We start from the raw sequence: 13,514 nt of genomic DNA, 5'->3' as shown, positions 1-13,514 counted from the left end.
CCGTTAACCACCACCTCGCCTTCGCTGACCGTCTCCAGGGCGTTCATGCAGCGCAGGAAGGTGCTTTTCCCCGAGCCAGACGGGCCGATGATGCACACCACTTCCTGCGGTTTAATATCGCAGCTGATGCCGCGCAGCACGTGGCTGTCGCCGAAGCGCTTATGTAAGTTATTAATGTGAATCACTTTTGCCAAACCTCTTTTCCAGACGGTTAACCAGCTGCGCCAGCAGGAAGGTGATCACCCAGTAGACCAGAGAGATGGTCAGGTAGGGTTCCCAGTAGGTGGCGTAGGCGCCGGAGACGGTGCGCGCGGCATAGGCCAGATCGGCCAGGCCAATCGCCGAGGCCAGCGACGAGTCTTTGACAATGGCGATGGCGTTATTGCCCAGCGGCGGCAGAATACGGCGAAACGCCTGCGGCAGGATCACCTTGCGCATGGTTTTCCACCACGGCATGCCCAGCGCGCGGGAGGCCTCCATCTGCCCTTTGTCGATCGACTGGATGCCGGCGCGGAAAATCTCCGACACATAGGCCCCGGCGTTAAGGGTGATCGCCACGATGCAGGAGAGGAACGCCCCGTAGCTGGCGCGCAGTTCGCGGGCAAAGTCGGCGCTCATCAGGCCGCTGGTCACCAGCAGGCCGTCGCGCGGATTGATAAACAGCGGCACCAGCGCAAAGTGCACCACCATAATCTGCACGAACAGCGGCGTGCCGCGGAAGGCGCTGACGTAAAAGCGCACCGGAAACTGCACCAGGTAGCGGAGAATATATTTCCACGGCCCGTGCTCGGCCTTCGCCATCCGCCCGAGACCGAGAGTTACCCCCCACAGCGTCCCGAGGATCACGCAGATAATGGTACATTTAATCGTCATCAGGGCGCCGTCCACAAACAGCGGGCCGTACTCCTCGATGATCTCCCAACGGAATCCCGTCATAGTCCTTCCCTAAAAAATACGGCTATCGCCTGGGCGATAGCCGTGGTCACTGAAAAAGGTGGATTATTGCGCTGGCAGCGTCGGCACGTTGTCGTCGAACCAGGTTTTATAGATTTTGGCGTAAGTCCCGTCAGCAACGATCTTTTGCAGCCCGGCGTTGATTTTGCCCAGCAGTTCGCTGTTGCCTTTCGCCACCGCAATACCGAAATACTGACGCTCAAATTTGGCATCCGGCACCAGCTTGAACTGCTTCTCCGGGTGCTGTTTGATGTAGTACTTCACCACCCCGACGTCGCCTACCGCGGCGCTGACGCCGTCCTCAAACAGCTCCTGGAGCATCAGCGGGGTATTGTCGAAGCGCTTGATCGCGGTGCTGTTTTTACCCAGCACCTCAGAAACTACGATATCGCCGGTGCTGGAGTTCACCACCCCGACCTTCTCGTTTTTCAGGGCCGCCAGTGAATCCACCTGCGAGTCCTGAGCGACGACGATAGACTGTTCGGCCGGGAAGTACGGCGCGGAGAAATCGACCATCTGTTTGCGTTTATCGGTGATGGTGATCCCGGAGATGATGATGTCGCGGTCGCCGGTGTTCAGCGTGGCGAAGATGCCTTCCCATGGGGTATTGACCAGCTTAACGTCAAAGCCTTCGGCTTTGGCGATGGCTTTGATGATGTCGATGTCGAAACCTTCCAGCTGTTTCTGGCTGTTTTCAAATTCAAACGGCCGGTAGGTGCCGCCGGAGCCGACGGTATAGGTTTCCGCAGCCGCCTGTCCGGCAGCCGTCAGCGCGGCTATCATGCAACACGCTTTGAGCAAATTCTTGACCATGAGATTTCCTTTTTATGCATTTATTTTGCATAAAAATACACACACTCACTTTTATATGCAACCGGAAACCTTCCCGCTGGTGAATTATCTTCTCAATGGCCCCGTTTACCGCCGGATTTACCGATAGCCCGATGCAGATCGTTGATTCGTTTCAGGGATTTCACCGTTTTTTGTGGCGTGGTAGAGGCCACCGACAGGACAATCATCTCGAGACAGACCAGCACCGTACCGTGCAGCGGCATCCGGCTACTGTCCCCGCCGCGCGGGACGTCGATCACCACCTGCGCCTCCTGGCTGAAGCGCGAGTCCACCGCCTGGGTCAGCAGGATGGTCGGAATACCCAGCCGCTTCGCCTCGCGCAGGGTGGTCAACCCTTCGCGATGGGGGGATTTTTGCCCCATCATGATCAGCACATCGCCGCGCTGCAGGCCGATAAGCTGTTCGGCAAGGCTAAAGCCCGTGCGGTTCATCACGTACGCCGGCAGGCCAATACGGCTGAACAACCGGGCGGTGTATTCGGCGAGGATCCCCGAGGCGCCGATACCGAAGATCCCCACCTGGCGCGCGTCGCTGAGCAATACCACCGCCTGAGCCACCGCCGCGCGGTTGTCGGCCCGCGACAGGACCTCGCACACCCGCTGATGGCCTTCAAGCACAAAATCAATACTGGAGTTGACGTCGCTGGAGAGCGCGGTAACCGTCGAGCGCATCTTTTCCGCCGAGGTGACCGAGGTGCCGAACCAGCGCTCCATGGTCTGCTTAAGCTCGCGCAGCCCGGCGAAGCCCAGCGCCTGGATGGCGCGCACCACCGTGGCGTCGGAGGTCTGGGTCGCGGTGGCGATCTCCATCGCCGTATGCTCCAGCACCACCTCGCGGTTGTCGTTGATATAGCTGACCACCGCCCGCAGCCGGGGGGAGAGCTGGTGCGCCCGGGCGCGATAGCGTTCGCCGAACAGATCGACTTTGCCCTTCTCTTTTTTTACCGCGCTTTTCATTTGGCCTCCGCCGGGATCGGCCTGCCGGCAATATGCGACTGCACCTGGGCCACCATCAGAGACAGCGCGGCGTAGGAGTTGGAGATCACCTCTTCCCGCGGCAGTAAAATATAGTGCCCGGTGCGGCAGGCGCGCATAAAGTCGCACCAGCCGGGCATCACGCCTTCCATCGCCTGCAGCTCATCCTGCGGCTTACCGCCGGTATCCGACCGCCAGGTAGCGAAGACAAAATCAGCGTCCAGTTCCGGCAGCTGTTCCGCGCTGACGTCAATGCGCTGACCATCGGGGATCCGCTCAATCAGCGGCGGAAAGCGGAACCCGGCGTCACGCAGCACCCGGCCCAGCGCATGATACGAATGATGCACCGTGACCTTGCCGTTGTTCGCCTGGATCACTGAGACGCTGTACTGCGGTGGGTTGACCATCGCTTTCAGCTGCTTGATTTGCTCCTGATAGCGGCGCTCGAGGATCGCCAGCCGCGTCTGGGTGCCGGTCAGCTGCGCCAGCTTGCGGTAAATCTCCGGGGCGCTGCCCTGCAGATGGTCGATGCTCACCGTCGGGGCAATCTTCTCCAGTTGCTCCACTGACACGTGGCGGCTGGGCTCGGTGATAATCAGATCCGGCCTGGCGGCGGCAACCGCTTCCAGATCGATATCGGCGGTGCCAATAAAGCGGATATCGCTGTTGTCGAAATCGACACCGGTGAGCTGGGCGCTGGATCGCAGGTAGTGGCTGCCGTCCGGGCGCGTCCGGCCGTGGCTGGCGATCGGCGGCGCCCCGAGCTCAATCAGCGGAATGGTAATGTCGAGATCGTGCATCGAAACGATACGCTGCGGATGCAGCGGGACGGTGACCGTGCGGCCTAAATCATCGGCGAAAGTTTGAGTTTGTGGGGCGGCGGCGCTGACGGCCCCCGTCAGCAACAGCAGCAATGAGACGAACCAACGCATACTACCTTCCTGGTTAAAGGGCATCACGGCGACGCCAGAGCAAGACAACGAAGAACGGGCAGCCCACCAGGGCAATGACAATCCCCGCCGGGATCTGCAGCGGGGCAAACGCCAGCCGGCCAAGGGTATCGGTCGCCAGCACCAGCAAGGCGCCAATCAGCGCGCTGCCGCACAGCAGCGATACCTGGCCGCCGCGCAGCACGAAACGCGCCATATGCGGTGCCATCAGGCCCACAAAACCCAGGCTGCCGACGCAGGAGACGCTGGCCGAGGTCAGCAGCACCGGGGCGAAAAAGCGCAGCACCGTCAGCTGCTGCAGACGTACGCCGAGGCCGATGGCGGTCCGGTCGCCCAGCAGCGCCACGTCCGCCGCCCGGGCGGTACAGAACAGGATGATGGCCCCGGGCAGCGCCCAGCAAAAAGCCACCGCCAGCAGCGGCCAGGTGGCGGCCTGCAGGCTGCCCGCCAGCCAGATCATCGCCGTCTGCACGTCGCGTACGTCGGCGGTGGTCATAAAGATGCCGACCGCGGCCGCCAGGCTCCAGGAGACGCCGATGCCAATTAAAATAAAGCGCGGCCGCGAACAGTCGCGGGCCAGCGTCAGGACCAGCAGGGCCACCGCTATGCCGCCGACCATCCCCGCCAGCGGCCGCCAGACCAGGCCTACCGCCGGGAAAAACAGCACCAGCGCCAGAACCACGATGCTTGCCCCCTCTTTGACGCCGATCAGCCCCGGGTCGGCCAGCCCGTTACGGGTGATGCTCTGCATCGCCGCGCCGGCCAGCCCCAGCATGGCCCCGCACAGCAGCGCCATCAGGATCCGCGGCAGGCGGATATCAAACAGAATAAAGCGCGGCTGCTCGCCCATCTCCTGCGGCGCCAGCAGGGCCCGCGCCAGCGTCGACGCGGGCAGCGGAAAGCTGCCGCGGCTAAGGCTGTACAGCCCCAGCGCCAGCAGCGTCAGCACTATGCTGGCGGCAATTTTTAACGCCGCAGGACGCAGCAGCAGATGACGGGAGGTGAAAGCCAGCGGCCGAAAACCGGCCCGGTGAACGGCGCGCGTCATTTAAAAAACCTCGCGGCGATAAAGATAAACAACGGCGCGCCCACCAGGGCGGTCATCGCTCCGGTGGCCAGCTCCTGCGGCGCGACCAGCGTCCGGGCGGCGATATCCGCCAGCACCAGCGCCAGCGCTCCCACCGGCGCAGCCAGGGGCAGCGCCAGGCGGATGTCTTCCGTCACCAGACGGCGCACCACGTGCGGCACCACCAGCCCGACGAAGCCGATCGGCCCGGCCACCGCCACCGCCGCGCCGCAGAGCAGCGCAATCGCCAGCAGACCCAGCAGCCGCGTCTGGACGAGATTAACGCCAAGGCCCAGCGCCACCTTATCCCCCAGCGCCAGCACGTTGAGGCGTGGGGCAATGAGCAGCGCGACGCCAAGGCCGATCAGCGCCGGGACCAGCGCCGTCTGCAGCGTGCTCCAGTTCAGTCCGGCCAGGTCGCCGGCCAGCCAGGTGCGCATCGCCAGCAGCGTCTGTTCATCGAGAATTAATATCGCCGCCGTCACCGCCGACGCAAACCCTGACAGCGCCACTCCGGACAACGTGATGCGCAGCGGCGTCGCCCCGCCGCGCCCGGCAGAGGCCAGCGCCATCACTCCACCGAACAGCAGCCCCGCGCCGCAGGCGGCGGTCAGCGGGCGCCCGACGGGGAAAGCGCCGAGAGACAGGCCCAGCGCAGAGGTCGCCACCACCGCCAGCGAGGCGCCGGCGTTGAGGCCGAGAATATGCGGCTCGCCAAGCGGGTTACGGATCACCGTCTGCAGCAGCAGCCCGGCGACGCCGAGCGCCGCGCCGGTCAGCAGCGCCGCCGCCAGCCGCACCAGACGCAGATCGATGATAATCCGCTGCTCAAAGTTGCGCGGATCGTACTCCAGCAGCGCCTGCAGCACCGTCTGCGGGGCGATCCAGCGGGCGCCTAAGCCAAGATGCACCAGCGAGGCGGCGATAAGCAGCAGCGTTAGCAGAAGCAGCGCCAGCCGGGGGCGGGGGCGACGCCGCGCGGAAAGCAGGATGGCCACGCTCATTGTGCCGCTGCCTGGCGGGCGCGAAACGGCATAAAGAACGGTTTGCCGGTTTGCGGGTTAATCGACATCTGCACGTCAACGTCAAACACGCGTTTAATCAGCTCAGGGCTACAGACATCGTTGTCGCTAATCGTGCCGGCGATTCGCCCCTGTTTAAGGAATACCAGCAGATCGGCGTAGTTCACCGCAAAGTTAAGGTCATGGAGCACCGTCACCACCGTGCGGCCATGTTCGCGGGTGAGGGTCTGGAGCAGCTCGAGGATATCGACCTGATAGCGCAGATCGAGCCAGGTTGTCGGCTCATCGAGCAGAATGGTGGCCGTTTGCTGGGCCAGCGCCATGGCGATCCAGCAGCGTTGACGCTGGCCGCCGGAGAGGCTGTCCACCGGCAGATGGGCGAATTCGGCGGTACCGGTTAAGCGCAGCGCCTCCTCTACCGCCAGCTCATCGGCCTCAGACCACTGGCGCATCAGCCCCTGCCACGGGTAGCGCCCGCGCGAGACCAGCTCGAAAACGGTCAATCCTTCCGGGGTCAATGGCGATTGCGGGAGGATGCCCAGCTGCCGCGAGACAGTCTTCGTCGGCATCTGGTGAATGGCTTGCCCGTCCAGACGCACGCAGCCGCCGAGCGGTTTCAGCATTCTGGCGATGGTCGAGAGCAGCGTGGATTTGCCGGATCCGTTCGCCCCGGCCAGCACCGTCATTTTGCCGGTGGGAATGGTCAGGTTGATATCGTCAACGATCAGGGTCTGGCCGTAGCCGGCCGACAGGGCATCCAGTACGATCCCCTGCTCTGCAGGTTTCACCCGCTGTGGCATAACTCGCTCCTGCGCCGCAGCGTTCCAGGCGATAGCTGGACATTCTGCAGTCAAATCAAAATAAATCTCATTCTCTTTTGATCATGACGGGGATGAATGTAGTAGTCAATACTCGCCATCGTCTTCAGACGGGGACGCTGACTACAGCGAGGCTGTGCCAACGCAATATAATTAAAATAAAATAATATCAGATAGATAACTACAGAACATTCCCTACTGGAGGTGTTTAAAACGTCCTGTTCCTCGCCGCTGAATTTTTATCTTGCATAACGTTTACTACTACATCCCTTCATGATTGAATGATTCTCAATTACACATCTGAAGGCGCATTCAGACGCTAAACAGAGTGCTTTTATTATTCAGGGCAATGATTTTATTGGCTTAATCTGACCGCAAAGGCAGATTCGTTCACGAGAAACAGATAATGACTCAACCCCATGTCGCCTGCAGGACGTTGCCAGGGCGCGCGCTTTTTTCGCTTCTTTTTTTAGCCTCACCGGGATTAATGGCCGCCGACAATCGCGCGGCGAAAAGTACTAACGACGCGGAAGAGACCATCACCGTAGTGGCCGACGGCGCGCAGCAAAGCGCCACCAGCGGCTATCAGCCGCTCAGCTCCGCCACCGCGACGCTAACCTCGATGCCGCTGCTGGATATTCCCCAGGTGGTCAACACCGTCAGCGATCGGGTTCTCGAAGATCAGCACGCCACCTCACTCGATGAGGCGCTGTATAACGTCGCCAACGTGGTGCAGACCAACACCCTCGGCGGTACCCAGGACGCCTTTACCCGCCGCGGCTTCGGCGCCAACCGCGACGGCTCGATCATGACCAACGGCCTGCGCACCGTGCTGCCGCGCAGCTTTAACGCCGCCACCGAACGGGTGGAAGTCCTGAAGGGACCCGCCTCGACGCTGTACGGTATCCTCGACCCCGGCGGGCTGATCAACGTCATCACTAAACGGCCGGAGCGGCAGTTCTCCGGTTCGGTTTCCGGGACCTCCACCAGCTTTGGCGGCGGCACCGGCAGCGTCGACATCACCGGCCCCATCGAAGGCACAAATCTGGCGTACCGACTGATCGGCGAATATCAGAATGAGGATTACTGGCGCAATTTCGGTAAAAACAAAAGCAGCTTTATCGCCCCTTCCCTGACCTGGTTTGGCGAGCGGGCAACGGTGACCGCGTCCTATTCGCACCGCGACTACAGCGCCCCCTTTGATCGCGGCACTATCTTCGATCTGAATACCGGCCATGCGGTTAACGTCGATCGCAAAACCCGCTTCGATGAAGCGTTTAATATTACCGATGGCTATTCCGATCTCGCTCAGCTCAACGCCGAGTATCGCCTTAACGACGCCTGGACCGCGCGCTTCGATTACAGCTACAGCCAGGATCACTATAACGATAACCAGGCGCGGGTGATGGCCTATGATTCGGCGACCGGCAACCTCACCCGCCGGGTCGATGGTACCCACGGTTCAACGCAGAAGATGCACTCCACCCGCGCCGACCTGCAGGGCAACGTGGTAGTGGGCGGCTTTTATAACGAGCTGCTGACCGGCGTCGCCTATGAGAATTACGATCTGCTGCGCACCGATATGCTGCGCTGTAAGAACGTTAAAGGCTTTAACATCTATCATCCGGTCTACGGCACTCTCGACACCTGTAATACCGTCTCCGCCTCCGACAGCGACCAGCGCATTCAGCAGGAGAGCTATGCCGCATACGTGCAGGACGCGCTGTACCTGACCGACAACTGGATCGCCGTCGCCGGCGTGCGCTACCAGTACTACACCCAGTACGCCGGTAAAGGCCGACCGTTTAACGTCAATACCGACAGCCGCGATGAGAAATGGACGCCGAAAGCCGGCCTGGTCTACAAGGTCACGCCGAACGTCTCTCTGTTCGCCAACGTCGCCCAGTCGTTTATGCCGCAGTCGTCGATCGCCAGCTATATCGGCGAGCTGCCGCCGGAAGAGTCCACCTCTTACGAAGTGGGCGCCAAATTCGACCTGTTAAACGGCATTACCGCCAATATCGCGCTGTTTGATATTCACAAGCGTAACGTGCTGTACACCGAGAGCATTGGCGATGAGACGGTGGCCAAAACGGCGGGCAAAGTGCGTTCCCAGGGCGTGGAAGTGGATCTGGCCGGGTCCATCACCGATAACCTCAGCGTGATCGCCAGCTACGGCTACACCGACGCCAAAGTGCTGGAAGATCCGGATTACGCCGGGAAACCGCTGCCAAACGTACCGAAACATACCGGTTCGCTGTTCCTGACCTATGACATTCATAACGTCTATAACAGCAACACCCTGACCGTCGGCGGCGGCGGCCACGCGGTCAGCAAGCGTTCCGGCACCAACGGCGCGGATTATTATCTGCAGGGGTATGCGGTGGCGGATGTGTTTGCCGCCTATAAGATGAAGCTGCAGTATCCGGTGACGCTGCAGGTGAATGTGAAGAACCTGTTTGATAAGACCTATTACACTTCCTCGATCGGCACCAATAACCTCGGCAACCAGATTGGCGACCCGCGCGAAGTGCAGTTCACGGTGAAGATGGATTTTTAAGCCGGACCATGGCGTCGCGCCGGATATTCATTGCCGGGCGGCGCTGCGCTTGCGCCGGCCTACGTTTCCGTGCCATTTGTCGCAGTTCGTAGGCCCGGTAAGGCGCAGCCGCCACCGGGCAAAACAGGCGCCTGGCGCCGGATGCCCATTGCCGGGAGGCGCTGCGCTTGCGCCGGCCTACCTTTCCGTGACATTGGTCGCAGCGCCACCGGGGAATGCGTTCAGCTTACCAGTCCGCCTCCTGGCCGAGGATGCGCAATATATCCTGACGATGCTGCAGCAGCTGCGGGTTATCGCGATGACGGGGAAAAGCCAGCGGCAGCGCAAACTCGGCGATAATCCGCCCTGGACGCGGCGACATCACCAGCACCCGCTCGCACAGCAGCAGCGCCTCTTCGATATCGTGGGTCACCAGCAGGCTGGTATACCCCTGCTGCTGCCAGAGGGCGATCAGCTCCCGCTGCATACTGATGCGGGTCAGCGAATCGAGTTTGCCCAACGGCTCGTCGAGCAGCAGCAGACGCGGTTCGTTCAACAAGGCGCGCGCCAGCGCCGCACGCTGTGCCATCCCCCCGGACAGCTGCCGCGGCCACGCCTCGCTGAAGGCCTGCAGCCCGATGCGGTCAATCAGCGCGTCTGCCTTCGCCTCCAGCCCCTTTTTGCCCTGCGCCTGCGGGCCCAGCAGCACGTTCTGCCGCACCGTCAGCCACGGATAGAGCGTCGGATCCTGAAACACCAGAATCCGCTCCGGCCCCGGGGCGCCGGGCGCCGCGCCGTCGATCTGCATCTGTCCGCTCTGCGGCGCTTCCAGCCCCGCCAGCAGCCGCAGCAGAGTTGATTTACCGCAGCCGGAAGGGCCCAGCAGCGCCACGCTTTCCCCCGGGCGCAGCTGCAGGCTGATATTCTCCAGCACCGGTACCGTCTGTTTGCCAAGCGTAAACGCATGATGAAGATGGCTGATGGATACCGCCGCGCCGCGCGCTATCGTCTCGGTTACCATTGCATCCCTCCTCGCTGCCAGCTCAGCAGCCGGTCACGCAGCATAAATAATCCGCTTATCAGGCCGGAGCATAACAAGGCCATCACCAGCAGCGCGGCATACATATTCGGATAGGCCGCCCAGCCCTGGGCCCACTGGAGGTAAAAGCCGATCCCCGACTTCACCCCGACCATTTCGGCGACAATCAGCACCGAAAACGACGCGCCGAGCCCCATAAACAGGCCGACAAAGACGTTCGGCAACGCGGCGGGGATCGCCACCCGCAGGATCAGGAAACGCTGGCTGGCGCCGAGAGTCCGCGCCACGTCGTACCACGCCTTATCAATGCCCATCACTCCGGACCAGGTCAGCACCGTGACCGGGAACCAGGTGCTCAGCGCGATCAAAAACACGCTGGCGCCGAAGCTCGAGGGAAAAATAAACAGGCACAGCGGCAGCAGCGCGGTGGACGGCACCGGCCCCAGCAGACGTAAAACCGGATGCACCCAGTAGCCAATCCGTTGCGACCAGCCGATGGCCAGACCGGTGATGAACCCGCTGCTGGTACCCAGCAGCACACCGAGCCCCAGCAGCCCCAGGGAGTGCAGCAGGCTGTCGAGCAGGCGCGGCCAGTCGTCGTGTAGCACCTCGATCAGCGCCTGCGGCGGCGCGAAGAATGGTACCGGCAGCACGGCAGTTTTGGCGGTCAGCCCTTCCCAGACAGCAAACAGCACCGGCAGCAGCGCCAGCCACTTGCCGGCATGCAGCACACGCGCGCCGCGCGCCCGCCAGTAGCGATAGCTCAGCGCCAGCAGCAGCAAGCCGCCGCCGAGGGTGAATTGCGCCAGCGCCCAGCCTTCGCTAAACGGCCAGCGCCGCCCGGCGTCGGGCCAGGTAAGAGTAAACAGACCGCCCAGCAGCCACAGCGCGGCGGCCAGCAGCCCTTCTCCCCACAGCGGCGCGCGGCCGGTGGGGCGCGCCAGAGCCTGCTCAGGCGAATACGTTGGCATAGATACTCTCCGCGAACTGATGGGGATCGGTACCCGGCTTGATCACCTGCACCCGCTGCAGGTCGACCGCATACTGCGTCAGCTCTTTCACGAACGCTTCGCCCACCGCGTGATGGCCGTGGCCCTGCCCGTGCAGGATGCCGCTCACCTCCGCTTTACTGGTATTCAGGGCATGGGCGAGGAAGGATTGCGCCACGCTTTCCGGATGCGCAGCGGCATAGCTGTGCGCCTCAAGGATCGCCTGGGTGAGCGCCGCGGCGGCCGGTTTATGGTCCCGCGCCAGGCTCCCGCTCACCCCCAGCACGCAGCAGCTGAGGTTGGCATAATCCCCGGTCATATTGCTGGCGATCAGCTGATACTTACCGGTCTCCAGCAGACGATAGCTAAACGGCTCGCTGCCGCTGATGGCGGCGATTTCGCGCTTGTCCAGCGCCACGCTGAGCAGATCCGCCGGGTAGACTTTCCACTGCACGTCGCTGATCGGGTCGATACCGTGGCGCTTAAGCAGAATGGCGAAGAAGTTTTTATCCGGTCCGGCCATGTCGGTGACGCCGATGGTTTGACCCTTCAGGCTCTCGAGGCCGCCGAACGGCGAGTCTTTAGCCGTCAGCAGGTTCAGACAGCCGCCGTGGGTCCCGGCGGTGAGCTTGACGTCAAAGCCCTGCTCCAGCGCCTTCAGCCAGCGCAGCGCCATCCCCACCCCGGCGTCGGCCTTACCGGTGGCGATCGCCTCCAGCAGCACATCGGTGGAGCTGCCGAAGTTAACAAACTCAACGTCGAGGTTGTATTTACTGAATATCTTCTGCTGCTCGGCGACGGCGACCGGCGCGAGGCATACCGCGCTTTTGTTGATCGCCAGCTTGATCTTGTAGGGCTCTGGCAGGCGCAGCGCCGGATGGGCATCGCCGCCGGCCATGTCCGCCATATCATGAGCCCACAGCGGCAGAGAGACCCCGGCCAGCGCCAGGCCGCCGCTGAGCTGTAAAAAACGGCGGCGGGAAAAAGGGGTTCTGGTCATGGCGTCACCTCGGCGGCGGGTACGCTAAAACGGCGGTCAAAGGTCGGCTTCACGTCCAGCCGGGTGCGGATCAGGCCGTTGGCGAGATAAAAGTCCGCCGTTGCCTGCTGTTGGGCCACCGTTTCCTCGGCCAGCGGCTGCCACTGCGACTGGCGGTTGGCAAACTGCGCCCGGGCGATCTCCGCCGGGAAGCGGATGATCTCCCCCAACGTTTTGCCGTAGCTGTCGAGATTGGCGTAGGCCCAGCGCTCGGCGCCGGCCAGGCGCTGGAGATAATCCTGCAGCGCGGCGCGTTTATGCGGATCGTTAAGCGCGGAATCCGTTGCCGCGAGGAAGGTATTCCCCGGCAGCAGCCCTTTGCCGCTCACCAGGATCTGCCCCTCGTTGGTCTTCACCATTTGGGTGGTGTAGGGCTCCCAGGTCGCCCAGGCGTCCACCGAGCCGTTTAGCAACGCCACTTTGGCGTCCACCGGGCCGAGGAACACCCACTGCACCTCCTTCGGTGAAATCCCCGCCTGCTCCAGCGCTTTCAGCGCCACGAAATGACCAATCGACCCTTTACCGGTGGCGATGCGTTTGCCTTTTAAATCAGCGCCGCTTTTTAACGTGCTGCCGGGGGATACCAGCACCGCGGTCCCCGCCGGGTTGCTTTTATCCACGGCAATAGCTTTGACCGGCGCACCGTTGGCCAGGGCGAAGAGCAACGGCGCATCGCCGATGATCCCCGCGTCCACGGCGCCCGCGTTGAGGGCTTCCGCCAGCGGCGCGGCGGCCGGGAACTCGGCCCACTTAATGTCGTAAGGGAGATTTTGCAGGGCGTTGGCCGCCTCCAGCTGCGAACGCATGCCGCCTTTTTGATCGGCGATACGCAGGGTAAGCCGCTCCTGCGCTGTCGCGTAGCCGCCCAGCGCCAGCAGCATCAGCGCGGCCGCCACCCGGCCTGAAAATGATAGACGCATCGTGATTATCCTTGTGATTGAAAGACGAAGTTGCCGGCTGCCAGCCAGGCGCTGTCGCTCTGTGGGGTATGTACCCGTCCGCAGAGCACATTGCGGTAGTGGCGTTCCAGCGGGTTTTGTCGGCTGAGACCATGATTGCCGGTCAGCTCGAGCGCGATATTCACCGCCTGAATGGCGTTGTCGGTGATGGTGACTTTCGCCAGATTGGCCTCGATGGAGGAAAAGCGCAGCGCGGCGGCCTGCTCCAGCAGGCTGCGGTTGACCAGCAGCAGCCCGGCGATCTGCCCGACTTTCTCCTGCACCCGTGGCAGACGAGAGAGCGGATGGCCGAGACCGGCGGGCACCCCCCCCG

At 62.4% G+C, this 13,514-nt stretch carries 13 protein-coding genes and 1 pseudogene; 1 reads left to right on the top strand and 13 read right to left on the bottom strand.

Going from position 1 to position 13,514, the window contains the following annotated elements; genetic code table 11:
- The 8 genes and pseudogenes from HMPREF3140_RS13190 to HMPREF3140_RS13150 form a co-directional block, all read right to left on the bottom strand.
- On the bottom strand, positions 1-185 hold a 185-nt coding region (locus HMPREF3140_RS13190; protein ID WP_139146163.1), incomplete at its 3' end, for an ATP-binding cassette domain-containing protein.
- Positions 172-936 carry an amino acid ABC transporter permease gene (locus tag HMPREF3140_RS13185; RefSeq protein WP_070553003.1) on the bottom strand — a complete coding sequence of 255 codons (765 nt, stop codon included), beginning with the start codon at positions 934-936 and terminating at the stop codon, positions 172-174. The genes HMPREF3140_RS13185 and HMPREF3140_RS13190, both read right to left, overlap by 14 nt.
- 63 nt (positions 937-999) lie before the next feature.
- Entirely contained in the window at positions 1,000-1,767 is a 768-nt protein-coding gene (locus HMPREF3140_RS13180) for a basic amino acid ABC transporter substrate-binding protein (RefSeq protein WP_002908376.1), read from the bottom strand.
- A gap of 92 nt (positions 1,768-1,859) precedes the next feature.
- A pseudogene (locus HMPREF3140_RS13170) lies at positions 1,860-2,793 on the bottom strand (MurR/RpiR family transcriptional regulator).
- Entirely contained in the window at positions 2,759-3,736 is a 978-nt protein-coding gene (locus HMPREF3140_RS13165) for an ABC transporter substrate-binding protein (RefSeq protein ID WP_072269272.1), read from the bottom strand. The pseudogene HMPREF3140_RS13170 and the gene HMPREF3140_RS13165 overlap by 35 nt, the downstream one beginning before the upstream one ends.
- Positions 3,726-4,778 carry a FecCD family ABC transporter permease gene (locus HMPREF3140_RS13160; protein WP_032411725.1) on the bottom strand — a complete coding sequence of 351 codons (1,053 nt, stop codon included), beginning with the start codon at positions 4,776-4,778 and terminating at the stop codon, positions 3,726-3,728. The genes HMPREF3140_RS13165 and HMPREF3140_RS13160 overlap by 11 nt, the downstream gene beginning before the upstream one ends.
- Positions 4,775-5,800: a FecCD family ABC transporter permease gene (locus HMPREF3140_RS13155; RefSeq protein ID WP_023285251.1), complete on the bottom strand. Its 1,026-nt coding sequence runs from the start codon at positions 5,798-5,800 to the stop codon at positions 4,775-4,777. The genes HMPREF3140_RS13160 and HMPREF3140_RS13155 overlap by 4 nt, the downstream gene beginning before the upstream one ends.
- On the bottom strand, positions 5,797-6,618 hold the full coding sequence (locus HMPREF3140_RS13150) for an ABC transporter ATP-binding protein (RefSeq protein ID WP_004143331.1): 822 nt from the start codon (positions 6,616-6,618) through the stop codon (positions 5,797-5,799). The genes HMPREF3140_RS13155 and HMPREF3140_RS13150 overlap by 4 nt, the downstream gene beginning before the upstream one ends.
- Positions 6,619-7,123: 505 nt before the next feature.
- Between HMPREF3140_RS13150 and HMPREF3140_RS13145 the strand changes: the two genes are divergently transcribed.
- On the top strand, positions 7,124-9,196 hold the full coding sequence (locus HMPREF3140_RS13145; protein ID WP_004891261.1) for a TonB-dependent siderophore receptor: 2,073 nt from the start codon (positions 7,124-7,126) through the stop codon (positions 9,194-9,196).
- 226 nt (positions 9,197-9,422) lie between these two features.
- On the opposite strand, the gene HMPREF3140_RS13140 is transcribed toward HMPREF3140_RS13145, so the two are convergent.
- The 5 genes from HMPREF3140_RS13140 to HMPREF3140_RS29310 all read right to left on the bottom strand — a co-directional run.
- On the bottom strand, positions 9,423-10,196 hold the full coding sequence (locus HMPREF3140_RS13140) for an ABC transporter ATP-binding protein (protein ID WP_004175711.1): 774 nt from the start codon (positions 10,194-10,196) through the stop codon (positions 9,423-9,425).
- A complete protein-coding gene (locus HMPREF3140_RS13135) occupies positions 10,190-11,185 on the bottom strand; it encodes an ABC transporter permease (RefSeq protein ID WP_004148681.1) in 996 nt (331 codons plus the stop codon). The genes HMPREF3140_RS13140 and HMPREF3140_RS13135 overlap by 7 nt, the downstream gene beginning before the upstream one ends.
- On the bottom strand, positions 11,166-12,203 hold the full coding sequence (locus tag HMPREF3140_RS13130; RefSeq protein WP_004898780.1) for an ABC transporter substrate-binding protein: 1,038 nt from the start codon (positions 12,201-12,203) through the stop codon (positions 11,166-11,168). Before HMPREF3140_RS13130 ends, HMPREF3140_RS13135 begins: the two co-directional genes overlap by 20 nt.
- Positions 12,200-13,162: an ABC transporter substrate-binding protein gene (locus HMPREF3140_RS13125; protein ID WP_004143317.1), complete on the bottom strand. Its 963-nt coding sequence runs from the start codon at positions 13,160-13,162 to the stop codon at positions 12,200-12,202. Before HMPREF3140_RS13125 ends, HMPREF3140_RS13130 begins: the two co-directional genes overlap by 4 nt.
- A 5-nt stretch (positions 13,163-13,167) precedes the next feature.
- The coding region (locus HMPREF3140_RS29310) for an acyl-CoA dehydrogenase family protein (RefSeq protein ID WP_228705079.1) at positions 13,168-13,514 on the bottom strand (347 nt) is incomplete at its 5' end.

The organism is Klebsiella sp. HMSC16A12 (assembly GCF_001808265.1).
Taxonomy (GTDB): domain Bacteria; phylum Pseudomonadota; class Gammaproteobacteria; order Enterobacterales; family Enterobacteriaceae; genus Klebsiella; species Klebsiella pneumoniae.
Note: the sequence above shows the minus strand (reverse complement) of the source record. Positions and strands in the feature narration are given on the sequence as shown.

What these genes read in the sequence shown, in the direction of transcription:
- HMPREF3140_RS13185 (WP_070553003.1), bottom strand. Translation starts at nt 936, where the DNA reads ATGACGGGATTCCGTTGGGAGATCATCGAGGAGTACGGCCCGCTGTTT.
- HMPREF3140_RS13180 (WP_002908376.1), bottom strand. Translation starts at nt 1,767, where the DNA reads ATGGTCAAGAATTTGCTCAAAGCGTGTTGCATGATAGCCGCGCTGACG.
- HMPREF3140_RS13165 (WP_072269272.1), bottom strand. Translation starts at nt 3,736, where the DNA reads ATGCCCTTTAACCAGGAAGGTAGTATGCGTTGGTTCGTCTCATTGCTG.
- HMPREF3140_RS13160 (WP_032411725.1), bottom strand. Translation starts at nt 4,778, where the DNA reads ATGACGCGCGCCGTTCACCGGGCCGGTTTTCGGCCGCTGGCTTTCACC.
- HMPREF3140_RS13155 (WP_023285251.1), bottom strand. Translation starts at nt 5,800, where the DNA reads ATGAGCGTGGCCATCCTGCTTTCCGCGCGGCGTCGCCCCCGCCCCCGG.
- HMPREF3140_RS13150 (WP_004143331.1), bottom strand. Translation starts at nt 6,618, where the DNA reads ATGCCACAGCGGGTGAAACCTGCAGAGCAGGGGATCGTACTGGATGCC.
- HMPREF3140_RS13145 (WP_004891261.1), top strand. Translation starts at nt 7,124, where the DNA reads ATGGCCGCCGACAATCGCGCGGCGAAAAGTACTAACGACGCGGAAGAG.
- HMPREF3140_RS13140 (WP_004175711.1), bottom strand. Translation starts at nt 10,196, where the DNA reads ATGGTAACCGAGACGATAGCGCGCGGCGCGGCGGTATCCATCAGCCAT.
- HMPREF3140_RS13135 (WP_004148681.1), bottom strand. Translation starts at nt 11,185, where the DNA reads ATGCCAACGTATTCGCCTGAGCAGGCTCTGGCGCGCCCCACCGGCCGC.
- HMPREF3140_RS13130 (WP_004898780.1), bottom strand. Translation starts at nt 12,203, where the DNA reads ATGACCAGAACCCCTTTTTCCCGCCGCCGTTTTTTACAGCTCAGCGGC.
- HMPREF3140_RS13125 (WP_004143317.1), bottom strand. Translation starts at nt 13,162, where the DNA reads ATGCGTCTATCATTTTCAGGCCGGGTGGCGGCCGCGCTGATGCTGCTG.